Source organism: Cupriavidus pinatubonensis, from assembly GCF_019602855.1.
GTDB lineage: Bacteria > Pseudomonadota > Gammaproteobacteria > Burkholderiales > Burkholderiaceae > Cupriavidus > Cupriavidus pinatubonensis.
In genome coordinates this window covers 365,936-390,597 of the sequence record NZ_CP080769.1, presented here as the reverse complement: position 1 = coordinate 390,597, position 24,662 = coordinate 365,936, and the positions used below count along the sequence as shown (strand labels likewise).

The following is a 24,662-nucleotide window of genomic DNA, read 5'->3' as shown; positions in this document are numbered from 1 at the left end:
TGCTGCCTTACCTGACAACCGACATGCAAAACAAGCTTGCGATCCGGGAGGCGTCCACATAAGCGGCTCTTAGTCGCGAGTGATAGTTCCGTCTGCTCGGATTTGCAATGTGGTTTCAATCTGATCGCAGAACCCGCCGACGTCGTAGCAGTAGGCCGAATCACGTGGTCGGTGATCGTGGCCCATCACCAGCACTGCGTCGTCAGCCGCGAACTCACTCAGTAGCTGCTTTCTTGGTATAGGCGCCACCCCGGCAGCCTGCGGAAGTTCGTAGTTTGGCCCGTCGCTGGCGTTGCGAAGAAAATCTAGTGTCTTGACCCGATGGCTTCTCAGTTCAACAGCTTTCTGGTGGTAGCTGGCGCACTGCATGAACGCATCTCGGATCTTTATCTCCTCGCTGGCAGATACAGGTGCGCTTCCGTTGAAATGGAGAGCCATCGCGTTGTCTATGACCTCCGTCATCCCCGCGGGATCCGTTTTAACGAGTTCTCGCGCTCCTTTGTATGCCATCAAGAGGGCGTTGGTAATGGAGAAGGCTGTAGGCTCGACCCCTTTCAATAGCTTAAAGGCCTGCGAGCTATTGGCGACTCGACGCATGAAGCGCGCATGTTTATGGGTCATGACGACGGTCGCCGTTGTGAGGAACGCCACGTGCTTTGACAGATTCTCCTCGACGCCGGCAAACAACTGCCAAAAGTAGCTGTCGTAATGTCCATGCGTAAAAAGGACTCTTCTCTCTAGGTTGTGGAACTCTTGATAGCAGGGATAGTGAATCGACGCGACTTCCGTCATGCGGCACTGGGAGGTGGCCTTTCTAAGCTCCTGAAACTCGGGTGATCGATCCAGTATCGCCTGGGCCCAAGGGAAACTCTCGGCAGCCTCGACAAAGAACAGGAAGCCGTCGTGGTTTCCTGGTATGTAGACAATCTCGACGCCGTTGTCACGCAGCGTGGCTAGTTCGTTCCACAGTGTTGTCCACTGTGCGACAACGCGTTTCATCAGATCCTCGGGGCGGTCCTTCTCAGTGCAAATCCAGAAGTCGAGAATGTCGCCAAGAAGTACCACCCGTTGACCGGCCTTAAGTGCTCGCAGCCATTCGAAGAACTCGCGATCCTTGGTGTAGCCTGTTCCCAGGTGCACATCTGAGCAAACCGCGGTGACTATTGGCGCGGGCGGCGGAGGTGGCGGTGCCCGTGGAGGTGGCGGTGCCCGTGGAGGTGGATCGTTGCTAATCCCCGGGAACGGGAACCACTTTTCCCATTCGCTAGTTGCAACTGTCGCTAGCACAGTGAATGCGCGAGCATCATTGCCGAGGACTTCCAGTAGCTGGTCGATGAGGTCTTTCACCGGCCCGTAGTCCGGCACAATCCTCCCCCCATCTCCAAGCTTCATTTTTGGGTCTGGATCGAGGAAAAGAGTCGGCGTGTCGCTCAAGGTCGCACACAGCGCCCATGCCTCCTTTCTGTCGACGAGCGTGTAATCTTCGTCCATAGCGCCGTGGTACCTCAGGAGCTCATAGAGAATCTTCCGAAACAAGCCGCGGACCAGGCCTTGGAGGTTCTCGGGTAGGTCCGAGATCTCCTTGATGTGCTCGTTTGACATTTTTCTTCTCTCCATCGAGGGCGCGCACACTAATTGATAGTCGCCGGAGCCACCTTGTCAAAGGAAAGGTGTGGAGGCCTTGCCTGGCACAATGGCGTGTGGCGAAGGAGTGCTCCATGTGCCACTATATCTAGCGGCTTTAGGCGCCTAGCCACTAGGGTGGGGTGGAGTGGCCAGGCGAGCCTTGATAGCTTCCCACAGGCCACTGTTGTTGATCACGTCACAAGGTTCGTCGACGGCTGCTCGGGACCTATCCGGAATTTTGTGTACGAGGCATATCATGAGAGGTAATGACCATGGATATGCCGATGAAGAAGAAACGTACGGTGGCGTCTCAGGCAGCGGCCCGCGGGCCGCTGCCTGCTTTGCCTGACGGCTTGCTCGACGAGTTGGTTAAAGGGCCGATGACGCCTGGCGAGGTCCAGGATCTGATGCTGGCGTTCAATAAGGCCATCATCGAACGGGCGATGAGCGCCGAGATGAGCATGCATTTGGGCAATAAGCCAGGTGAGCCCAAGCCGGCCGAGCAGTCCAATGCACGCAACGGGCTCAGCGGCAAGACCGTGATCACCGAACGTGGGCCGGTGCGGGTCGAATTGCCACGCGACCGCGACGGCAGCTTCGATCCGGTCCTGATTCCGAAGCATGAGCGGCGCTTTACCGGGTTCGATGAGCGCATCGTCGCCATGTACGCGCGCGGCATGAGCGTGCGCAAGATTCAGGCGTTTCTGGCCGAGAGCTACGGTACCGAGGTCTCCCCCGATTTCATCAGCTCGGTCACCGACGAAGCATGGCGGAGACCATCGCCTGGCAGAACCGCCCGCTCGAGGCCATGTACCCGGTCGTGTTCTTCGACGCGTTGCGGGTCAAGATCCGCAGTGACGGCATCGTCAGCAACAAGGCTGTGTACCTGGCATTGGGCATCCAGGCAGACGGTCAACGCGATGTGCTGGGCCTGTGGGTCGAGCAGACCGAAGGCGCCAAGTTCTGGCTCAAGGTCTTCAATGAACTCAAGAACCGAGGCTGCCAAGACATCCTGATCGCAGTGGTCGATGGCCTCAAGGGCTTGACGGAGGCCGTTGCCACGGCTTACCCGCGCACGACGGTGCAGACCTGCATTGTCCATTTGATCCGCAACAGCCTTGACTACGCCAACTACAAGGACCGCAAGGTGCTGGCACAGGCGCTACGGCCAATTTACAGCGCGGCCAGCGAGCAGGAGGCCGTGCAGGCGCTGCAGGACTTCGCCGACGGCCCGTGGGGCGAGAAGTACCCGATGATCGTACAGTCGTGGCGACGGGCGTGGGAGCACGTCACGCCGTTCTTCGTGTTCGCGCCTGATATCCGGCGCGTAATCTACACCACGGATGAAGTTGACAAGCCCGCGGTGCTCTCTCACTCGTTCATGGCGTCCGTATTGGTGGCCACGGAGCGCGTACCGCACCTGTCTGCGGTCGCGCTTGTTTCCAGCGTGAGAACAGGCGTTGGTAAGCCTGCTCGGCTTGCTCTCCGACTGCACGCTCCAGATCCCGGACGGACTTCAGATTGTATGCGGCGGCTGCTCCCTTGCGGCTACCGCGACGCGCAGAAGGCATGCCCGCCTGCAGTTCCAGCTCACGGGTCTTTCGCGCAGTCAGCGCCGGGCGATCCCAGGCGAATGGCGATGAGCGCGAAAAGCGAAAAGATCGGAGCCAGCCGCGTTACAGGGTCCGCGGTCTCTGAAGCGTATTTGGCAATTCGGCAGAATAGCCAAGCCTTTGTTTTGGGGCTTCTCCGCGTGTTACCGGCGGCCAGCATCGAGGCGAGGGGAACCTACGAGAAGAGAAATCCGGGGATTCCGGTTAGGTGCACGCTGCTCAACGCCTCGTTTCGCTGTGTGGATTGCGCCACTGCTTGACTCCCCAAGATTCCCCAAGTGAGTCGCGGCATGCATGAGCAAGCTCAAGCGAGAGAATCTTGAGCTCATTCACAGCCAGCCGTTTTTCTAAGGCTTTTCCGAAGTTCACCATAGCGGCTTCAACCCGCTTGTCTTCGACCAGTGCCAACTCTCCCCAATAAAGCGACCAAAATTTTTCCTTCGCACTAGTCAGTTCCTCATCCTTTGTAGACGTTGCAAGGGTTGCAGCAGCTTGAGTTGCTTCAGTATATAGCTTGAGCTGCCGATCTAAGAATGGCCGTGTGGCTTCGATGCGTCGAGTTTCTCCTTGAGCATTTTGGGTTGCAAGAAATTGAAACACTCCCAAAAAGAAAGCAGCGGTGGCTCCGACCATAGTCAGCACCTTGGCCAAAGCCTCCATGTTCTTAGGTGGATTCATCTTCGGCTCCTCGGAAATTGTCGACTAGCTTGTGATTTCCCGCAATGAACAAGAGTCTACCTACGCTTTCTCTCTCGCCAGCCAGGTACATCATCGAAGGCGATGTTCGTCTTGAGCGCCAGAGCATCGCAGAAGAGATGATATGCAGGCTTACTGAGGCGTGTACCGTGAGCGTTTTTGGAAAACGTTCTGGGGTCACATTTTGATCGTAGGCCCAATTCGCTTCTAGCGACGCGATTGTCGAGGCCGATGGAGACACTTGATGACCTGCTAGGCCGCTGTCATTGAAGCTGATTGGCCACGGTGGCGTTGAGTGCTCGAAGTAGTTCGTCGTCGACGACATCGGAGATCGGCAGGCCATGTTGGATCTGAAATGCATTCAGACTGGACCGCGTAAAACGACCCATTACGCCGTCGACGGGACCTGGCTCCAGACCAAGGTATGTTAGGTAGACCTGAGCTGCTCGCAAATCCAAATCTGGCAAACCACCAAAGGCATACTTTTGGAACGCCCCTGAAAGGCGCGTGTCATACTTGTTCTTTGCGAACGCCGGACCATTGTATCCTCTTGCAAAAGTGCTCCAGTCATGTGCTCGCAATGCCGTAACCCATCCATTTTTGATCATGGGTCCTACCATTGCATCGAGTTGGTTGCCTTCAGACTCAGACATTGCTTTCACCATGGCATCAACGGATACGTAGCCGGCTGATTCAAAGTTAAACCCCATGATCTGGCCGAGCCCCCAAGAGGTGCTTCTCAACGCCGCCTCCTTGTCCAGGGCCATTGCTTGCTCGAGTCGCAGATATTGATTGGCTCCTCCCGCTCCATATCCTCCGGCCGTGGCATTGCTGATATTTGGATCGACGGAATCATGCTTGCCGTTGGTTAACTTGTGAAAAATATGCCGCTCAAAGAGTATTGCTGGCCTCCGATCCGGAAGAAAACCGCATCCTCTTGTCTCAACTGTTAATACAGCCCAAAGTTCATTTGCATTGATACTCATCTTCCCTAATATCTTGGATACGCTGTCGGCATCCAAAGGAAGTGCAGAACCCGTAAATTCGTTGGACATTTTCTACTCCATTGTTTCAATTGACTTCCACGACATGTTGGCCGTCTTTTTAGTTCATAATTGTTGATCGCATAGATGCTCTTTTAAAATGTAGCATTTAATATGTTTTTATGTCTTATACAAAAGAATGAGACAATCATCCAATGGATGAAACATAGAATTTAATGAAAAGTATTTCGAAAAAATGATGAGTCAAAATTAATTTTTCTTCTTTCGCATGCATTGAATTCTCTAAGGTTGTCGGAAACATAGCGCCTCCTAGGTGACAAAGTTGTCCCCTAGCGCCCCTCTCATCGGGACTCTCTGTCGCTCCCAGTTCACGGGCAGCAACGGCCGCACGTTGTCTAAATGGATGCGGTAAAGGCGGACTGCGGATTCGGTACGCGTACGGGTGGTCGCGACGTAGCGGTACCTTGGATCTTTGCCGGAGGGATGGCCGATTTCGCACAGGTCGTATTGAAGCCTCCGATGCCTATTCTTAGGAAACCGAAATGGTGAATTCTACTGATACGGTCTGTTCTTCCGCGTCCGTCACCTTTAGTTCAAAGTTGCTCTTGCCGGGGGTCGTGGGCGTTCCGCTCAACACGCCTGGCGCGGTCGCTGAAATACCTAGAGGCAGACTCCCTGCAGACATCCCCCAGCGATATGGGGTCTTGCCGCCTACCGCAATCAGGCTTGCGACGTAGGGGGAATTGACGCGACCGTCCGGAAGTATCGCAGGCATGTTGTTCATGGATTGCGGCGTTGGGAGCAGGGGACTCGACGTTGCGGCTCGGTCGTCCGCAGAACTCCCGAGCGTACTGTAGAACATGATTCGTGCCGCTCCCCACAGTTCGGCGTAGCTGCCGTATGCAACCTGGATGTCCTTCGCCTTTTCATCGTCGCTAATCAGCGCCATCGTATCAAGCACCACGACGGGGTTCGATTGTCCCAGCTTGTCCCGCAGGGTCGCTTCCGCTTGGCGCAACTGGTCCAGCTTCTTGTTGAACTCACTGATCGCAGGGGGCGCCACGAGCTTTCCGGCGACATACACCGCCTGGCTAAGTCCAAGGATGCCGAGTAGCCCTACTGGGATGTCGAACGTGCTGAGGTCGGTCAACTGCACGCCCGCCGCGAGTAGCGCCAGGCCGACCATCACGCTGAATGTCACCATCTGAAAGCGGGTAGCGTCGAACTCGCCATCCGTCGCGAAAATGTCCTTCCACCGCGCAAAATTCAACTCGGCGCTGCCGCCCTTGGGGAGCCAGCCGCGGCTGATCAGCCACGCCCAGTTATCGAAATCCAGCCGGTTCTTCGCCACGTCGGTGCCGGCCGCCGCGGTGGCCCCGATGCCGGAGATTCCCATGAGCAGGAGCACCGTGGTGGACAACCCAGTGAGTTGCCCCGTTAGCATCCAAATATAGAAGACCATGCCCAGCACGAGCAGCGAAAAGAACAGGATCTGCAGCTTGGCGGCGCTGCCGCGGCCGGTGGGCCCGGCAGTTAGCACAACGGGATCAAAGTGGCGCCAGATTGTTGCATAGTTCGTCGCTCGGTTCGGTAGCGCCGCGTTGTCTTTGCGCGCGGATTTTCGAATCCGGAACGTGGCAATTGCCGCCCCGACATAAAACAGGATGCAAAGCACGATCGCGCAACCGGCCGATACGATCGGGCTGGACAATCGGATATCGAGCCATGAGACCAACGAAGGCTTGTCGGGATCGTCTGCCTTGCAACCGATCACATACAGCCTGGCTGGCTCGCCGAACACGGTGAATATGTCGAGATCGATGTTGAAGCGGAGCAGGGTCTTCGATACGCTTGGCGCTTCCTTCCAAAGAAAATCCGTGCCACCCGGACCGCTGGTAGCTTCCTCGGCGGAAGCGCGCCCGAAAGGCAAAATTTGCTCAAATTTTGGTAATACCTGCGGTGTGCCTGACTTGTCCGGCATGTCCGCATTAGGGCCGAGCAGTTTATTGACGGCCGCGGCGTCTAGGATGATGATCCGATAGCTCAGGTCGTCCTTGGCGTTGAACTGCCGGAACAGAAGCAAGTCGACCGTGCCCGAGTTGGGCAGGTGTTGAAGTCGGCTGGCGACTCGCGCATGTTCTTCGCTACCACTGGTCAAGGCTGCGATCGCTGATACCGCTTCCTGCGCGCTTCTTGCCGCACAAGGGCTCGCGGCAGTTTTGTCGCGCGACGTGGCCGGAGCGGAGGATGGATTGAGCGGCGTGGGCGCGGGAACGGGTTCGTCGCGAGACACCGCTGGGGATGGATCATCTAGCGCAAGCGCCGTGGCGGGTGCTGTCATCATGGCACTGGCCAGACACAGCGCTGCAAGCGGAGGCCGCGTGGTGCAAAGACGCAGCATGCGTCTTCTCCTAAGAACTCATTTCAAAATGAACTTTCCTCGCGCTGAAGGGTGCGCCAGCAAATGAGGCAACAGGCCAGCTTGAGGAAACCTTCATGAATGTCGGCGCGCCGCTCGAAGCGGGTGCGCAGACGGCGGAATGCGTGAAGCCAGGCATGAGTGCGCTCGACGACCCAGCGGATCTTGCCGAGTCCACTGCCGCGGGGCTGGCCACGCCGCGCGATCGAAGTTGGGATGCCGGCAGCATGAAGCGGTCGACGATACTTGTCGTGATCGTACGCGCGGTCGGCGTAGATTCGGCCAGGCTTGCGCAAAGGTCGACCTCGACATCGCCGGATAGCGGGAATCGCGTCGATCAGAGGCAGGAGTTGGGTAATGTCGTTGCGGTTCGCGCCGGTCAGGATGACCGCGATCGGCGTGCCGTTGGCATCGGTGGCGACATGGTGCTTGGAACCGGGTCGCGCGCGATCGGTGGGGTTCGGTCCTGTTTTTGGCCCGCCCCAACCGCTCGAACTGAAGAGGAGTCGATGATGACGCGCGAGAAATCGATGCGATCCGCTGCGCGTAGCTTGGCAAGCAAGATCTCGTGCAGGCGATCCCATACCCCGGCGCCTTGCCAGTCGCGTAGCCGGCGCCAGCAACTGACGCCAGAGCCGCAGCCCATTTCGCTGGGGAGTTCGTTCCAGCGAATGCCGCTTCTCAGCACGAAGAGGATGACAGTCAATGCGGCCCGGTCCGACACCGGCATGCGACCCGGATACCGGAATCGCCGCGGCTTGGCTGGCGGCAGAAGCGGTTCGATCAGAGCCCACAATTCGTCGTCGATGATCGGCTTGCCCACCCTCTCTGTCCTGTTGTCACAACGGACGAGGTTAACAGGTTCGCCTTGCGGTTAACAGTACCCAACTGCTCTTTTTGAAACAGCTTCTAAGGGGCACTGCAAGGTTTCCGCGGTACCGGGCCTACGCACTCGGCGGCGCGGGCTCTTCCAGCATGTTCCTGAGTGCTTGGGCGTTTCCGACAAACTGGTTAATCCTTGCTGCAAGTGCCGCATCGAACTCTTGAGAGGCCGGCGCGGACAATTGCCGGACCAGATCCCGCAAGGTCGTGACGGTGCTAGTCAGTGATGTGACCGCAGCGGTTGTCTTCTCGAAACGGAGTTTCGACGCTTCCTTCTTTAACGACGCGCTCGCTGTTGCCAGATCCTGAGTAGCCGTGTTGAACGCGGTAGAAGCCGCAGCCAACGCCGCGATCCTTTCATCAATATTGGCAAGCCGAAGGGCCTGGGCGCTTGCAATCGCGGAGCGGTCGAGCTTATTGATCAGCGTCTGGTCGTCCGAGTGCGAGTGATCCGCGAAGGCGTCGAACGCGTCCGCTAGGTCGCCCCGTTGCTGTGCCGTGTTGGCACTCGCCACCATGTCGCGCAATTGACCCAGCAGATTCACCCAGTCTTCGGTCGTTTCGAACTGGTCCCAGTCCATCGTCGGAAGATCGTTGAAGTTCATAGCGCCTCCAGTTTTTGAGTAATGGCCCTGACGGTCATGATGGCCTCCTGGAGCCGGGATACGTCAACCTTACGTTTATCCTGGATGGCGCGAGCCAATTCGCGATGGGAGTCCGCCCAGACCGTTGTTGCCGACGCCAGTAGTCGCAGCAGGCGCAGGCGGGTCGCGTAGGCTGTGGAGAGCTGATCGAGTTCTTTGTCGCGCGCCTTCAGTGATGTGTTGACTGTGTCCTGTACCCGGTCCAGATCCACGAGCCTTGATGCGTCGGCTTCCTTGTTCAGCACCTTCTTGCGCATGTCGTCGCGCCGGAAGCTGAAGGACTGGGCGAAGTTGTCGTCAGCCGTGTACTTCCGCTTGATCGCGCCCACATTGTTCTTGTAGACGTCGGTCATCGAAGGAATGAGCTGGTCGTTCAGATCCTGGTTGATCCGGGCTGCTATCCTGTCTACCGCCGGTTGCGCGGCAGTCATCGCGTCGTCAAGCTTCTGGCTGGTCCGGACAACGGCAATCTGAGCCACCAGAAATCGCGCGATATCGGTTCCCGTGCTGGCAGTTACCTGCGCAAGCGGGATACTCGACGCCGTGGCGAGCCCCTGAAGCGCGTCGCTAAGTTTACTTACGCTATCTTCGCTGGTGCGCGCGGCCGAAACCAGCTCCGCAACAGCGTTGGAATAGTCGACGGCTCCTTCGGCAGCAGCAATTCGGGCGGCCCAGGCCTGGTCGAAGGTCTTCTTCAGTTGCCCATATTGCGTAGCATTGGCCGGCGAATTCGCGGTGGCTTCGTCAAGGGAATCATCGAATGCTTGGCCCGACGCCTTGACTGCGGACGACAGTGACCGCGTGGCGTCCTGGAATGGTTGGGCGTCGGGTAGCGTGCCGCATGCCGTCAGAAGCAGGAAGGCACACAGCAGGAAATAGCCAGCCGTTCGTCTTGTCATCGCACACCTCCCCAGCAGGCGGGAATCTGCGCGAGATCGCTGACAGTCCAACCTGATTTCACCTTGTTATCTGCCCGCGCGCCGCGAACACCTGCGATGTTGGCCAGGTATGGTCGGCCTTTCCGGTTCACGCTCGGGGTATCACTGGAATGATTTGGGCCGCTTCATGGAACCTGCCCTGCGGCGGCGGGCGGAACGCGATTTTCTTCCTATCGCAAAATCCAGGTGGCATACATCTGCATCAATGCTCCGAAAAAAAGTCCGGTAGATCGAACCGGCATGCCATCAGCATGCTAAGCGAAGCCCGGCCATCATGTCCGTCCTATCGAAAGAGCCGTCTATACAAACCGCCTTAAATTGGAGACGGGTATTTCCAAGTCGATCTTGTATGGAGGAACGGCCGCCGATAAGGATTTTCATTCGTTCTCGTCCACTCTTTTCCACGTCCTGGCATTGCGGAGGCTGGGGAGATGAAGCGAGTCGCCAAAGTTGAAAGGATCGTAGTCATTGTGTGTGAAAAGTTATCTCATCCATTTGAATGAGGTTGAGGCAGGACGAGATGGATAAGTTACTTTTCGTCCTGTATGTTTTTAATCACTGATATAAATAAAATTTAACAAGAGAGAAGGCATGGAATGGCGGCTTGCTCGGACGCGGATCAGATAGCTAAACGGACATGGCGGGAACCGAGTTCTGGTCAGTGCCGATCGTCCCCCACAATAGTCATTGCTATAGTCACGAGATCACTACGAGAATTTGAGAAGAACCAAGAATTTTTGCAGACGAAATTTATATTTGGACACGTGCAATCACTCGGCGGTATTGCAATGATGTATGGAATTTATCTCTCGATCTGGACAATTTTGTGCTCTCCAATTATCACGCAAGCCCCGGGCGCGATCTAAACTGCTTTGCTATGGCAAAGCCGACATCGGGCGTGAAGACGCCGTCCGCTCGCAGTAGAACAATTTGCTTCCATAGGGTTCAGGGCCGGCACTGCAGTTCAGTGGCACGGAGGGGGTGCGCAACTGGATCGGGACTCGGTCATAGCGCGCCACGCGGTCGACCAGCGACTCACCCGTTGGAACGCGGGCGTCGGCCGGGGCGATCGTCTGCAGGCATAGCCGCATCCCGCATGCACCCGCAAGTTCTGGCTCGGTTTCCGGATTGCCCGAACTGCCCGCCTTGGCGGAAAATGTCTCTCTCAGAGCCGCCTCTGCGCGCTCCCGACGGCTAATTGGTACTGCCGTCCACTAGGAAAAGCAGGCGACAAAGCAAGTCAATTTGATGGCGTTAGATGCGCATGCCGGCAGTCGCGTTGGCAACGCCGTAGTAGTCGGTGCTGGCGTTCCCAATGAGGTATAGCAGAAGCTGATTGGCTTGCGAATCATCATCCCCGCTTCCGGTGGCGAGCCACGCCGCTGCGCCGAGGACCAGCAATAGGGCGATGGCCGTGACGACGGCGCGCTTGCGTTCGTGTTGCGGCGTCGCCAGCAGGTAGTATGCGAACATGCAGGCGAATGCAGGCATCGCCATGCCTGCCGCCAGTGCCAGCCAGACAGACTTTGCCCACGACATCCAAGCAACCGGAACCGACCAGGTGTGCCCAGACCACCACGTGCGGCAGCATGATGGCCACGACCGCCAGAAGTGCCAGCAATAGAAAGGAGAACTGCGACGACAGCCAACCGCGCAGCATCGCGGACATGACCAGCCACGTGTCCTTTGCGCCTTGCGGTACCAGGTATCGCCCGTTGTTCCGGAGCCACCAGAGAAACATGGACGCATCATCGCTAAGACAGGCCTCCACTTTCGAGGCGCCCGCGCCCTTGCCGTAAAGACGCCCAAGAGCGGCCCCCACATAGCCGCCGCCAGAGACGGTGGACAGGTAGTCGAACAGATGAAATGTGTTCTGCTTGGCCATGCCGCGCATGACGCCAAGCGAGAAGGTGGCGCGGCGAATTCCACCTCCGGAAAGGGCGAGAGCACGAACGTCGATCACCTTCATGCCCTGCGGCGCTCTCCTCCGGACATTGATCAGGTCTTTTTCCTCCTGGAAAGGATCAGCTTCCTCATTCGCCTCCGTTGTCGACGGGGCTAGTTCTTCTTGTGCCAGCCCCTCCATGATGGCTCTCCTGGGATTGGATGGCATTGAACATAGATGACGGGACTTTGTCTGTACTGCGGCTTATGTGGGAAGCCATACATTGCTATCGAGGCACGTCGGTGAGAAATGCCGAATTTTCCCAACTGAAAACCCATTCGGGTGATGCTCGCTGTGAATCAGACCAATAGGCCGGACATCACCGGTCAAGTTCGGCTTGTGATCCTGTGATCGTCCTCTTTGTCAGTTCAAATAATTAACATCAGATATAAAAACAATTGTCATCGGCTTCCAACTTATGGATGAGACGGTTCATCGCGCTCTTTACCTACGCTGTTAGCGACTGACGGCAAGATTTGCGACGCGAATGTCGAGTGCCTGCGCCACGCTGCATCCATTTGGAACGCTGTTGTCAAGGTGATCTGAGCACAACCAACCAGCTCGCAGGCACAGTGTTGAGCATTCCACACCTGGCCGCTTGAATTAGTCCACGTCGTAGCATCGCGCGCACCCGCCCGTTGGGATCTTGCAGGGAGCTGACCATGAACACACGAAAGATTCAGGAAACGCTATTGGCCACCGGCTTCGATCCGGGTCCAATCGATGGTGTGCGTGGTCGCCAGACCATCGCTGCGGTCAAGTCCTTCCAGAAGGTAAATGGCCTGACGGTGGACGGCATTGTGGGACCGAAGACGGCAATGGCACTGTTCCATGACGCTCCGCCGGCGCCGAAGAAGTTCGATGTACCCGATTCTCTGCCTTGGCTGCAAACAGCGTTCGATTTGATCGGTACTCGCCAGAAGCCTGGGCATGGATCGAACGAGGCCATTATTGGATGGACAACTCCGCTCGGCATTCTGAACTATAACGACGACGATATTCCGTGGTGCGGCCTGTTCGTCGCCCATTGCATCGGCTCCCAATTGCCAGAAGAAGCACTGCCTAACGCGCCGCTGCTGGCGCGTGCGTGGCGGAAGTTTGGCCGCGAGATTACTGCGCAACTGGGTGCTGTCATGGTGTTCTGGCGGAACTCGCCCACTGGAACGCTGGGTCATGTCGGCTTTTATTGGGCCGAGGATGACGAGGCGTTCCATATTCTGGGTGGCAACCAAAGTGACGCAGTGTCGGTGACCCGCATTGCGAAGCAACGTCTAATCTGCGCTCGCTGGCCCAGCACCGGCTTGAAGCCTATGAGTGTGAGCCGGTTCGCAAACAACCATGGCGAGCTGCTGTCAACCAACGAGGCATAGGATCTTTAGTCTGACCCGGAGAAGAAAATGGCAACCACGATGGTGCCGCGCAGTACTGATGGCGTGGATCCAAAGATTGAAGAACTTCAGCTTGCTGATATTGCTCGCTCTGCTGCATATAAGCTAAAAGCAGAGTTTCCAGATATTAAGTTCACCAGCGGTCGAAGAACGTTGGTTCGGCAGGCCGCTGCAATGGCGGAAAACGTAGCCTTGAAGCGACGGTGGATCGAAAGAACGTACGCGCCGTCGTCGTTACGCACGCAGTGTCAGGACTGGGTAGATCGTCATCCACAGGTCACGGCGCAGGAAGAAATCGCTGTCGGTCTGTTGGAAGTGTTCAAGCATGCTACAACAGAAGAACTCAATCACTTCAGTAAGCATCTTTCCGGTATGGCTTTCGATATCAAACCTATGTTGAATGCGCCGCACGTTATTGCAACCATCAAGGCGTTGCCGGGACTTAGGATGTTTCTTGAAAAAGAAGGCGGTTTGGTGCGATGGCATGCAGAATTCTAAAGATGCTTGCTATTACCTGCGCGAAAAAAATTGCAAGTGCGCAGCACTTGTTACTTTAGTTTATGTGTTTCGCACGTCACACAAAAAATTATATGGAAGCTCATCGCGGCAACGGGAAGATGCAGCACGACCCCGAAAAAGTCGCTGTAATCGCCGTGCATGGCGTTGGCGCCCCAAAGTTCGGCGAGACGGCGAGGCGCTTGGCGACACTGCTGCACCGTCATGGTTGTGAAGCCAGCGCACGGGGCAGGTATAGCGCGTTCGATGAGACCACTATTGAGGTTCCAGTGGGCCGCTGGGATGGGAGCAATATCCCCAGTAGCTCAATTTCCGCGGACATTGAGTTTTCGATTAGGGCAATCAATGACCTAGACGATTGCGACTGCCTCGCGCATTACAGGACGGTCAAACTCTCCGGCAAACGCTTCACAAACGAAAATTCTGTCACTGCGGTCGATGTTTTCGAACTGAGATGGGCGGACCTATCCAGCGGTACTCGCATCTGGAGCAAGTTCGTCGTGGAGCTATATCAAGTTTATTTTCACCTCGCATCGTTGGGCCGCAAGACGGTGATCTCTGCCGCGCAACAGTCTGGTTCTTCATTGATGAACGGGTCAGCCTTTGCTCACCGTTGCGTGGAGTGGCTACTGCCCACCGGCATACCGATAGCCAACCTATTCTTCTTGGTGCCGGCGCTTGCACTGGTTGTGCTCTGGATACCGGAGCGCCTCGCTCCTTGGATTGCAGCAGTATTACTGGCTGCGGTGATTCTCGTGATCGGGCTTGGGTTATTGTTCTCTGCACGCGCACCGCGGTTGTCTATGTTCGTGTTTCCGGCAGCGGGCTTGGCAGCCGCTGCAGCAAAGGGAGGGAGCAACTCGGCGACCGGCCTAGGTTACGTGGCAATGTTGATTGGATTGTGGTTTGCATGGGTCGCCAGTCGGTGGCTTATGTCCCGCTACCAAGACAGCGTCAAAAATCTAACTGCAGGTGCTGGCGCATTGTCCACGCTGTTGCTCTTCGCAGTGGCGGCATCCCAACAATATGGTAGTCTAGCTGAAAGGGACAGCATGATCGGTGTTGCGGTTTGGATGGCGACAGCTATTTTCCTCTTGCTTCAAATATTGTGGCTCTTGTTGTTTCTGTTACTGGCTTTGATCTGCATTCTTTCGCTGGCTGGGGGTGTCGCTGGGCTTGGCCAGGTGGAGCGGCATGCGTTGCGCACCGGACGACTCGGAGCTTTAGGGTCAACGACGTTGTTCTTCTTGACCACCGTGCTCTTGTGGGCATCGATCCTTGCTCATATTTTGGACAAGGATCGCCTTCATCCTAACATCCGTTTCAAGCATGACTTGCCGGCGCTGATGTATGGGGGATCCCCGGCTAAATGCGATCCGCTCTGTGGTGTGAATCTTTATGAATTCATTGAAAAGCTCTACGCATATACGGTCGGCCTTCACGCCAATCTATTCATTATCCTGATTGCCGTGGCGCTGTTTCTTGCTGCAAGCAGCGTAATGCCAAGCGCGTGGTATGAAACACGGCCACCATCTGGTAAGCAAAGCCATGGATCGCTCGAAGGCCGCATGAAGGCATGGCTGGATCGCGCCGGCTGGATGTTGTGGCCAGCGGAAATTTTCTTGGTGGCCTCAATTATCGCGCTCGGGAGTGGCTATCTAATGGCGGCAGGATTGCCGGCGAACGATGATTGGTTGAGGCGGGCAGGTGTACTGCTGGCCGCCGCAGTGCCGCTTAGTATCCTGTTGAGAGCGCGGCTACCTAAGGCACCTGCTGCGATTCTCGACATTGCTCTGGACGTAAGCAATTGGCTGAAAGAACGTCCGTTTCGGAGCAACCCACGCGGAAGGATTATGAGCAGGTATATCGGGCTGCTCAGGGAGATCTGCAAGGAGGGTGCGTATGACAGGATCGTTGTCGTCGCACACAGCCAAGGCACGGTCATTAGCGCGGACCTGTTCCGGATGCTAGAGCAGACAAGAAAATGGCCGTTTCTTGCGGACAGAAAGCCACCAATTGAACTTCTTACCGCAGGCTGTCCCCTCAGGCAACTATACCTTTCTCGTTTCCCAGTTTGGTACGGGTGGGCGTCGAACCCGGATGTCCGATCGCTAGGAGTCACGAGTTGGGTCAACGTTTATCGAACAGGGGACTACGTTGGTAGAGATCTATGGAGTGATGCCTCCAGCAGCCTGACTGACGAACTTAGTACCATCGACATCTCGATTGGGGCGGGCGCTCACACGCATTACTTTGACGAAACTGCGCCTGAAGTAGGCCGGATTATTGATTCAATGATCTTCGGCCGAAGCACACGGCGGTCACAATAAGGAGAAATTAGCGAGAATGCACGAGTGGATGGCGCCAAGTTGGCAATGCTAATGACTGGCCCGGCATGCACGACGGGTGGCCGGGATTCGAGGCGGCGCTCTCGCGACAGCTGCTGGCAGAATTGCGGGGGGGCGCTACACGAGCGAGACGGCGGGGTAGGCGGCGGACAAGGCCCGCCCCGCACCAGCGGGGGACGAGGTCCATCCAGCCAACCCATCAACCAGAGTCGGGCGCGCCGGCCGCGTCCTTCGATCCAAATGATGGCCACGGCAACAGTAACAGTACCGACAGCAGCGATGACGACGAACACTGAGCGGGCGGCAGCGATCCGCTGGATCCAGGCGCAGATGGCCAACTATGGGCTGACGGTGGAGGAGTTGGAGGCGGTGGGGTGCTTCGAGCCGCCGCCCCCCCACCACCCCCGCCGCCGGTGGTTTGCTACCGCAATGCCGAGGGTCTGAGCTGGGACGGGCAGGGGGAGATGCCCGCCTGGCTGCGGCGGGCGGTCAATGCGGGGCAGAGCGTGGGGTTCTTTGCATTTGGGGGATAAATTCTCCATTTGGCCGCAGCCATCTAAGGATCGGTTTTTGGGGTTTGCTCGCCAAATCGGATGTCTACCTGTTCTACAAGGGGGAAAGCGAGCTCCATTTCGCTTCCGGGGTAGCCGCGACCTTCGACAGAGATATGCTTAGTACGCTTCGCCTTTCACAGAAGGAAGCAACCGGGCGGCCTTCGATCCAAGTTGACCGCGAGAGAGAACCGACACTCAAACAGATTGAAGCGATGCTCGACGAGTCGGCGGTGGCTGAGCGCGTGGGCGCTGCCAGTGCAGCTCTGTTGGTCGCATGGGCGGCGATGGAGGCCTTGTTGCGCAGGACAGCGTTGCACGCGGGCCTCAAGGGACGGATCGGGGTCAACCCACAAATGTTGTTGCGCGATTTGTCCAGTGCCGGGGTTTTACCTTCGGCGGAGACGCGCTTATTAGAGGAGGTGCGGCAGGTACGCGTGGCGGCGGCGCATGGGCTATCGCCGGTTCCGGTTCGTCCCACACTCCTACTTGAACTTCATCGACTGGCAGTGAGACTCTTAATAAAAGCCCGCTCGGTGGAGGCAGCGGAGTAACTTCTCTGTCTCAAGAATCGCTTACACGACGTCGACGCCAGTGAAAAATGAGCGACGGAGGGCATCCGCTGCATACGGGCCCCAGTGATCGTCAAGTGCCAGCCAGTGAGTGCCCCGCGCTGCTCAACTTCGGCAATGATCTGATAAAGGTATGTTACGTCCTGATGGCGCTGCCCGATCCCCCTTGATCTCGGTCAAAGGTTCTGGCCTCATGTTTGTTGAGGAAGGGGCACGGACCATGAACCGACCGCCGCGTCAGAGGCCTGCTAAACCGATGCGAACGACCGACAAGCCGAGCGAGAACTATACGAAGAGCGCATATCTCAAACTGCCGCTCGTTGACCAATTTGTGCACTACCTCCGTCGTCTACTACGGGGCGAAGAGCTTCTCCACTTCGAATACAGCTTTCCCAGGGCGTATGCTCCGGCGAACTTTCATAAGCAATTCGGCCTCAAGGGTCTCGCGAGAACGCTGCAGGACCTCTTTGACCGATATCATTGGAACAAGCGCGACTACGCCGAGACTGCGATCGAGCTTCTGCGAATTCAGCATGCCTTGCGTGAGTCGTTGTACGGGGGAACCATTGTGCCAATGACCATCAACGAATTGATCGGGGAGGTGATGTATTGGGGTTTGCCCAAGCCGGCCGCTGAGCTGAATATCGCGTGGGCGCAGAAGCACGGCCACCGCCTCCCGTTTGCGCTCAATGATGCAATACTTCAGTTGAAAGCACAGCAACCCGACTACGATATATTCGCTTGCGATTCTTCCTTTGTGTTAAACGGGGCTGGGCGTGCCAGAATGAACGCCGGTTTCACGAAGGTCTACTCGCTCCTGCTTCGAGGCATCATCATTTATGACGGCCGTGTCGGCGCCGCACTCTGCTGGTTGGTCCGGCGATTCTTGGTCTCGATTGGGCATCCCGGCCATGTACCCGATGAATTGGCCTTTTTGTGGTCAGCGGGTAGGGGTCGCCAAAACCGAAACCCCAATGGCAACGGCTTCACGTTTGACAAGCTTTCCGTCGACGGGCGCGCTTGGGCGCAGGCTAACGTGAGGGCAAGTTGGATACTCGAGAAAGCGCGCATCACTTCGGGCGCGACCTGGTGTTCTGGTGCGGATGAGCTGCGAAAAGTTGAATGCAGTCTCTTCATGTTGGGCTACCGGCTGCCGATCGAGGGGGGAGAGTCGGGTAAGTCTGGGGGGATAGTCAAGAAGACGGCGAGGGCCAAGACCAGAGCACTTCCACCAAGCCACATCGCACTTGTCAATACGGCTGGATCATTCGACATAAATGAGCTCGAGAAGTTGGTCAGGGAGGGTCAAGGCTATATTTTGATCGGTTCTACCCACGGCCGGCTGTCTGAGGATGCACCGCTTGAGACGCTCGAGTATTGGTTGCGCAGCAAAGCCGGGAAAAGGGGGGACCATGCAAGCGAGCCCCCAGCTCTACAACAAAATCATTGCAACCGGACGGTTCCGGCTCGAGAAACGGATATGGCCCGGGCGTTCACGGTTGAGCAATGCGCTGGTTCTCGTCGGTGATAGCCGCTGGCCGGAACTACGCTACGCAATGCCGCCTCAAGGCAAGAAAGAATGCACGAACGAACCTTCTACACTCGCGACCAGGTCGAGTTGATCACCGACGCGTACAAGCACATCGTCGGCCCCATCAGCAGCGAGCTCCGTGAGTACTGGGATCTCGATCGAAATCGTGATTGGGGTTGTTTGACCACGGATTACGAACGGGCCACGTTCGAACAGTACGAGGAAGCCAGCAGACGAGCCATCGAGGTCGAGGCATCCATTGCCGACCCGGTGGAGCGTGGCCATGCGTTACGTGAAATTACCCGGGCGACGGGCGTGGGCTTAAGCCTTGGTGTGTGCCCGTGGACGGATCACGGCCTATTCCAGACCTACGAGCAGAACAAGGGCAAGGGACGACTGACCATTGTCTTGGGCCATGATTGGTATCCCATCGTGCCGCGGCGGGACAAGAAGAAACCCCATCCAGTGGACGTGCCACTGTCCCGGTTCGAGGGGTTGCGGGGGCTAACAAAGTACATCAACGTCGGCGCGGTCCCGTCCACGATTCTGGACGGGTCGGAGTTGCTATTGTTCCTGAATTTCCAGCCCGACTTCCGCCCGCCCAATACACCCTCGACCGGGCGATTTGAGCCATACGACCGCTGCGCTGAAGGCTTTAGTGCTCTTGTCGAGGCCGTCAGCCGCCAATTCAAGGTTCAGGTCATTAGCTGGGGCGGTGACGTCTGGAAACTCATCGGCAAGCAGATGTTGGGTGTCCGTACGCCTCCTGGTGTCTGCGTCCGTACACGGCAGATCATGAACTTCGGCCGCCCCCTCGAATTGCAATGTGGACAAGTGGTCGTGCCGTACCTTCCGCTCGCACATCCATGCGATAAACGGAATTTCAATGCTGATCACGCCGAGCATGCGCACGAGGGCTTTTTGAAGATGGGCCTTGGCGGTAGGGGACAGCCGGCGAAAGGGTCTCCTTGATTTCGATGCAATTTACCGGTGAAGCGATCCCTAGCAAGCCCGATTGTTAGGTATCCCTTTGCTTTTGATGCAATTTTCCGGGGTAGCAGGCCCGAGCATTCATGCGGGTTTCCGGCTGGTGCCAACAAGAGCCGCGGTAGCGCAGGCGGAGGGCCGTGCGAAGCTGGAAGCGCGGGCCGCGGCGCTGGCCGATCGGCTCGCGGTAGCCGAGGCGGTGGCGGTGGTGGAAGGCGGCGCAAGGGCGGCCATTCGGCGGTGACCGCGCCGAAAGCGCAGGGCGACGGTCAGTAGGGCGCTCAGCAGGATGAGCTGGGCGAAGAACAGGGCGACGAGCCGGGGGCGGCGGCGCTACCCAAGAATCAGGACGATGGCAACGAAAGCAGTTACGGCAGCGATGACAGCAAACACTGAGCGGGCGGACGCGATCCGCTGGATCCAGGCGCAGATGGATGACTATGGGCTCACCCTCGAAGAGCTCGACGCGGCGGGGTGCTTCGCGCCACCGCCGCCCCCACCGCCCCCGCCAGCGCCCACACCGCCGCCGCCTGTGGTCTGCTACCGCAACGCGGAAGGGCTTATCTGGGACGGGCAGGGCGAGATGCCGTCGTGGCTCAAACGCGCGGTCAATGCGGGGCAGAGCGTGGAGTTTTACCGGGTCGGGTCCTTGTAGAGCCGCACGCAAACTGCCTTGACGCTGCCGGCAGCGGGCGTAGAATCTGGAGCGTTGGGACCGCAAGGTTCCCGATAATGGTTGTGAACCTTCTTCTTGAAGGCCTTCTGGACGGCGGTTCGATTCTGCCCAGGTCCACCAGAAGCACATTGCACGGGTAGTGCGCTTCTGATGGGCCTGACCTGGTTTCGACAGGGGGAGATAGGGTCGTGAGGCAACCCGTCAGAGAAGACGTTAAAACTAAATCGAAGTAAATGCTAACGACGAAAAGTTCGCATTGGCCGCCTAACAGCCGCCTTGGGTTGTAACTGACCTCGAAACAGAAAAGTTACTGACAAGGGCTCCTTCGGGGGCCCTTGTTCATTTGAGGGCTTGGCATCGATAACCCCGAGAACGGCGCAGGCGAGGGCGCGCGCTACAGCCCGAGCCGCGACAGCCTGCTCTACCCGGCGTTCTCCGACAGCGACTTAGAGGACTAAGGCATTGACGGAGGTCTGGAGGTCTGGCGAACGACTTCCCATAATCGTCTGCGTGAAGCTGCCGGATTTCGGATGCCGTCGCCGGGCTGGAAAGCCCGGCGTTCGCTTGGGGTCCCGGGACGCAATCATGCTATATGCTGTTGCTATTCACTCCCAGCAACGTGAGAGGCAAGATGAAGGTTTTTGTGAGCTCCCTGATCCGTGGGTTCGAGCCATTCCGCGAGGCCGCCCGCTCTGCTGTCACGACACTTCGCCACGAGCCGGTCATGGCGGAAGATTTCGGCGCGCAGCCGAACTCCCCGCAAATAGCCTGTCTGCAGGGTCTGCGCTCGGCGGACCTCGTGGTGCTGGTTCTCGGAGAGCATTACGGCTACGTGCAGGGGACGTCCGGCGTCTCGCCAACCCATGAAGAATTCCTGGAAGCCCGTGACACCAAACCGATCCTCGCTTTTGTTCAGGAGGGCGTAACGCGCGACGCGCAACAGGCCAAGTTTGTGTCCGACGTACAGGGCTGGCAGCAGGGCTATTTCCGGCGCGGCTTCAAGACGCCGGACGAGCTCAAGGATTTGGTGACGCGGGCAATTCACGACTACCAGCTGGCGCATGCCACCGCTCCGCTTGATGTGAATGCGCTCACGCAGTCCGTAATCAGCATCCTGCCCCGCAACCGAAACGGTCATTCGATCCAGTCGCCAATGCTGAACCTGGCGATTGCGGGTGGCCCCCTTCAGCGCATCTTGCGGCCTGCCGCGCTGGAACAGCCAAAACTCGTCACCGATCTGCACCAGCGCGCTCTGTTCGGCGAGCCCAGGCTGTTCGATAGCAGCAAGGGCATGGAGTCGGACATCGTAGGAGCGGCTCTTTATCTTGAACAGGATGGCGGGGCCAGGATTCAGCTCGATGAGCAAGGTGCGTTGGTGCTGCGCTTGTCACTCGAACCTCCCGGGCCGCGCAATCACGGTGGCTTCGGCGCGAGCTTCGCATTGATCGAGGAAATCGTTCTGCGGCAACTGACGGCAGGAATTGCCTACGCCGATTGGGCTTTGGAACTCATTGACCCGACCCAAAAGCTGACCCACGTCTCGCTGGCCGCGCGCATCGATGCAAGCGAGCATTTGGGATGGCGGACGCAGGCCGAAGATGACGCCAGCCCGAACTCCGGAACAATGGGTTTTGGGGGCGGCGGGGAAAGGCCTCCGGTCACGGTTGACCGCCCTCGCGGCGCCCTGCGCTTTGACGCTGCCAGTCTTGCCGAGGACCTGATGGTTCCGCTCAGGCGACAACGCAAGTCTCGGTAGGCGGCGCCTGCCGACAATCTAGTGCGGTCTGATGTTCGGTCAGCGTTATTCCGAGGAAGGCCGATCATCCGACGGCCGAGTTGGGGTCATCACTTTTGGTGCGAAATCTGGCGCTAGCATGTCGGAATGCCGCCTGCGGCAAGGCTTTCCCCGTTACTCCTTCCTGCATACCAGCCGATCTTCCAAGTCCCTGATTGCAACCGGTTTGAAGGACGGAACCGCCAGATTTCGCACCAGACGTACGATGCCCCCTCCTGAAGGGCGCTTTGGTGTGTAATCGCTTCATTGATCGCGGGGAGGGTAGGCAGCGTGGAAAGCCTGGGCTGGGATCTGGACCCCAAAACCAGCCCCGAAGAGGCCAAACTTCTCGACAAGCTCGAGGAGTTCATTGTCTACCTGGCAACAACCGGCACTTCATCGTGAACTACGGTGACCGCTACCGGCATGGAGAGCCCATTGCCTCAGGGTTCGTCGAGTCGGCCGTTAATCAGATGGGTCAGCAAGCGATTCGTCAAACGGCAGCAGATGGCCTGGCGCCCGCGACAGGCGCACAACCTGCTGAAGACCTGACGCCGAGCTGGGGATGCGGTTGCCTGCCAAGGGAACGGCCAAGCCTGCCTCGTCCCTGCCGCCCAAGTATTTAGGCGCGAAGACCGGTAAGATGTGCACGCCGTGCTGCGGGACGAGAACTTTAAGCGCTTCGTGATTGCGCAAGACGGCACAGACGCCTATAGGCCAGACTCTCTCCGGCGTTCATGAGTTTCGGAGCGGTAGACGGGGGTTGGACACGGGCAAATGGCGGTAAGGCTATGCTGGCAGTCTCAAAAAGAGCTGTTAGGTACACTGTCAACCATAACGTCGTCCGTTGTGACAACAGGAAAGAGGAGCGCCGATCATCCACGACGAATTGTGGGCACTGATCGAACCGGTTCTGCCGCCACCAAAGCCCGCGGTGATTCCGGCATTAGGGTCTTATGCCAAGCCGACTGGAGGTGCGAGTGATCCCCCGCTCAACAGATGCGCTCTCGATCCTCGGCCTTGATCTCCTGAACGAAGTAAAGTATCGCACCTACGTTGCAACGGCACGCAGCAGGAATAAGACAAAAATAACACGAGAAAACTATGAGCACTGTGGTAGGAGTCGGGAACGAGGAAGTCATTGACCTGTGCACACAGCAGGAGAGTGACTTCTTTGATCGAAAGTCAGTTCGTATCAAGCCAAATCAGGTGCAGGATGTAGCAGTGGCATTTGCCAACGCAGAAGGGGGAACCGTTGTGATCGGCATCGAAGATGCCAACCCCCAAAAGTATCCAAATCCCATCGATCGGTGGCAGGGAGCGGAATCGATCGAGAGCTACAACGCCGTCATTGCGAGCCTATCCTCGCTGAATCCCGGCATCGATTTCGAGCACAGGTTCTTGTACCGGGAGGGTGGCTACAAACGCGACTATGTGCTCCGACTCATCATTCGCAAGAGCCAGAAGGTCCATGAAACCGCAAAGGGCGAAGTCTTGCTGCGCAGGGGGGCACAGTCCCAAGTTTTGAAAGGCGCGAGAATTGCGGATCTTATGCGCGCAAAGGGCGTGACGTCGGAAGAGGACACCGTGTTACCGTCGGTGCGTGCGGAAAAGATTGTCGATGGCGAGCAACTCAGGAGCTTTCTGGCGACGTTGAAGATCACCGATAAAGATCCGTTCAATTTTGCGGTACAAGAGAGCCTTCTTCCCGAGACCATGCAGCCGACTGTCGCACTAGTCCTGCTCTTTGCCGACAACCCCAGCTCGGTCATGCCGCGACAATGCGCGGTTAGAATCGTTCGCTACGATTCGGCTGACGAGGAAATCGAACGCGATGCGTTGACGGATGACAGCCATACCATTGAAGGGCCTTTGCGTCGGCAAATTGATCATGCCTTTGACACGCTGAAAGAGGTCATCGGTCGATGTCAATGCTGGACAATGGATGGTCTGCAATCACCGAAGTATCCGGACGAAGCCCTGTTCGAACTCCTTGTGAATTCTGTCCTTCATCGTGACTATGGCGTTTCGGACAACGTTTTGATTAGCGTCTATCGGAATCGAATCGAATTCCGCAGTCCCGGCCGCCTGCCAGGCTATGTGACGGTCAACAATATTCGCGATGCGCGTTTCTCTAGGAACCCCAAACTGGTTCGAATGCTTGCGAAGTACCCCGATGCACCCAACAAGGATCTGGGAGAGGGTATCAACACTGTCTACGAGCGCATGCGCCAGGCCGGGTTCATCGATCCGATTCTAAAAAATGATGATGTGAACCTATACGTGACCTTAAAGCGCGAGCCAAAGGAAGATCCGACCAGTGTGATCACCAAGTTCGTCGATCGGCACGGACACATCACAAATCGGCAAGCGCTTGACCTCCTTGCCCTTGAGCATCCGGAGCAAGCCACGAGCCTATTCGGCAAGATGCGAGATCAGAAACTCCTCGTTCGCGAGGATGAAAAGCAGAGAGGCGTTCTCGTCCGCTGGATCAGCCCGACGGCTGCAAACCGGTGCTAGCCTCACTAATGTGACTAACCCCATCCCTTATA

At 57.3% G+C, this 24,662-nt stretch carries 18 protein-coding genes, 1 other RNA gene and 4 pseudogenes; 14 read left to right on the top strand and 9 right to left on the bottom strand.

The annotated features are described in order from the left end of the window. Positions 1-69: 69 nt before the first annotated feature. Complete coding sequence (locus K2O51_RS33635; RefSeq protein ID WP_220631958.1) at positions 70-1,602, bottom strand: metallophosphoesterase; 1,533 nt, start codon at positions 1,600-1,602, stop codon at positions 70-72. Between the two features lie 302 nt (positions 1,603-1,904). Between K2O51_RS33635 and K2O51_RS33630 the strand changes: the two are divergent. Next, a pseudogene (locus tag K2O51_RS33630) lies at positions 1,905-2,980 on the top strand (IS256 family transposase); the annotation flags it as partial. A gap of 25 nt (positions 2,981-3,005) precedes the next feature. On the opposite strand, the pseudogene K2O51_RS35425 reads toward K2O51_RS33630, so the two are convergent. The 8 genes and pseudogenes from K2O51_RS35425 to K2O51_RS33595 form a co-directional block, all read right to left on the bottom strand. Then, a pseudogene (locus K2O51_RS35425) lies at positions 3,006-3,275 on the bottom strand (IS110 family RNA-guided transposase); the annotation flags it as partial. Between the two features lie 183 nt (positions 3,276-3,458). Further along, entirely contained in the window at positions 3,459-3,917 is a 459-nt protein-coding gene (locus K2O51_RS33625; RefSeq protein ID WP_220631957.1) for a hypothetical protein, read from the bottom strand. Between the two features lie 281 nt (positions 3,918-4,198). Then, entirely contained in the window at positions 4,199-4,990 is a 792-nt protein-coding gene (locus K2O51_RS33620) for an N-acetylmuramidase domain-containing protein (RefSeq protein WP_220631956.1), read from the bottom strand. A gap of 478 nt (positions 4,991-5,468) precedes the next feature. Further along, positions 5,469-7,340, bottom strand: a complete 1,872-nt coding sequence (locus K2O51_RS33615; protein WP_220631955.1) for an Ig domain-containing protein — start codon at positions 7,338-7,340, stop codon at positions 5,469-5,471. Positions 7,341-7,363: 23 nt separating this feature from the next. Further along, positions 7,364-8,181 (bottom strand): IS5 family transposase gene (locus K2O51_RS33610; RefSeq protein WP_245001989.1). Its coding sequence is split into 2 segments (ribosomal slippage): positions 7,364-7,833 and positions 7,833-8,181, totalling 819 coding nucleotides; the frame shifts between segments, so codons are not numbered across the junction. A 121-nt stretch (positions 8,182-8,302) separates the two neighbouring features. Beyond that, a complete protein-coding gene (locus K2O51_RS33605; protein ID WP_220631954.1) occupies positions 8,303-8,845 on the bottom strand; it encodes a hypothetical protein in 543 nt (180 codons plus the stop codon). Then, positions 8,842-9,783, bottom strand: a complete 942-nt coding sequence (locus tag K2O51_RS33600; protein WP_220631953.1) for a hypothetical protein — start codon at positions 9,781-9,783, stop codon at positions 8,842-8,844. The genes K2O51_RS33605 and K2O51_RS33600 overlap by 4 nt, the downstream gene beginning before the upstream one ends. Positions 9,784-11,173: 1,390 nt before the next feature. After that, complete coding sequence (locus tag K2O51_RS33595) at positions 11,174-11,908, bottom strand: patatin-like phospholipase family protein (RefSeq protein ID WP_245001988.1); 735 nt, start codon at positions 11,906-11,908, stop codon at positions 11,174-11,176. 521 nt (positions 11,909-12,429) lie between these two features. On the opposite strand from K2O51_RS33595, the gene K2O51_RS33590 reads away from it, so the two are divergent. The 13 genes and pseudogenes from K2O51_RS33590 to K2O51_RS33535 all read left to right on the top strand — a co-directional run bounded on the left by K2O51_RS33590 (position 12,430) and on the right by K2O51_RS33535 (position 24,630). After that, a complete protein-coding gene (locus K2O51_RS33590; protein ID WP_220631951.1) occupies positions 12,430-13,137 on the top strand; it encodes an NlpC/P60 family protein in 708 nt (235 codons plus the stop codon). 27 nt (positions 13,138-13,164) lie between these two features. Next, positions 13,165-13,653, top strand: coding sequence for a hypothetical protein (locus K2O51_RS33585; protein WP_220631950.1), 489 nt, complete (start codon positions 13,165-13,167; stop codon positions 13,651-13,653). A 92-nt stretch (positions 13,654-13,745) separates the two neighbouring features. Beyond that, entirely contained in the window at positions 13,746-16,001 is a 2,256-nt protein-coding gene (locus K2O51_RS33580) for a hypothetical protein (RefSeq protein ID WP_220631949.1), read from the top strand. A gap of 297 nt (positions 16,002-16,298) precedes the next feature. After that, positions 16,299-16,552, top strand: a pseudogene (locus K2O51_RS35420) (H-NS histone family protein). Between the two features lie 44 nt (positions 16,553-16,596). After that, a complete protein-coding gene (locus K2O51_RS33575; RefSeq protein ID WP_220631948.1) occupies positions 16,597-17,124 on the top strand; it encodes a hypothetical protein in 528 nt (175 codons plus the stop codon). 238 nt (positions 17,125-17,362) lie between these two features. After that, positions 17,363-18,670, top strand: a complete 1,308-nt coding sequence (locus K2O51_RS33570) for a hypothetical protein (protein WP_220631947.1) — start codon at positions 17,363-17,365, stop codon at positions 18,668-18,670. Between the two features lie 51 nt (positions 18,671-18,721). After that, on the top strand, positions 18,722-19,645 hold the full coding sequence (locus K2O51_RS33565) for a hypothetical protein (RefSeq protein ID WP_220631946.1): 924 nt from the start codon (positions 18,722-18,724) through the stop codon (positions 19,643-19,645). Between the two features lie 118 nt (positions 19,646-19,763). Next, a complete protein-coding gene (locus K2O51_RS33560; RefSeq protein WP_220632334.1) occupies positions 19,764-19,904 on the top strand; it encodes a hypothetical protein in 141 nt (46 codons plus the stop codon). 135 nt (positions 19,905-20,039) lie between these two features. Then, positions 20,040-20,315 (top strand): H-NS histone family protein, encoded by a 276-nt coding sequence (locus K2O51_RS33555; RefSeq protein ID WP_220631945.1) that lies wholly within the window; start codon positions 20,040-20,042, stop codon positions 20,313-20,315. A gap of 4 nt (positions 20,316-20,319) precedes the next feature. Next, positions 20,320-20,678, top strand: a transfer-messenger RNA (tmRNA) gene (ssrA, locus tag K2O51_RS33550). A gap of 250 nt (positions 20,679-20,928) precedes the next feature. Beyond that, positions 20,929-22,092, top strand: coding sequence for a DUF4062 domain-containing protein (locus K2O51_RS33545; protein ID WP_220631944.1), 1,164 nt, complete (start codon positions 20,929-20,931; stop codon positions 22,090-22,092). A gap of 309 nt (positions 22,093-22,401) precedes the next feature. Further along, positions 22,402-22,656 (top strand): annotated as a pseudogene (locus tag K2O51_RS35925) (ISKra4-like element ISBte1 family transposase); the annotation flags it as partial. Positions 22,657-23,214: 558 nt separating this feature from the next. Next, on the top strand, positions 23,215-24,630 hold the full coding sequence (locus tag K2O51_RS33535; protein ID WP_220631943.1) for an ATP-binding protein: 1,416 nt from the start codon (positions 23,215-23,217) through the stop codon (positions 24,628-24,630). Positions 24,631-24,662 lie beyond the last annotated feature (32 nt).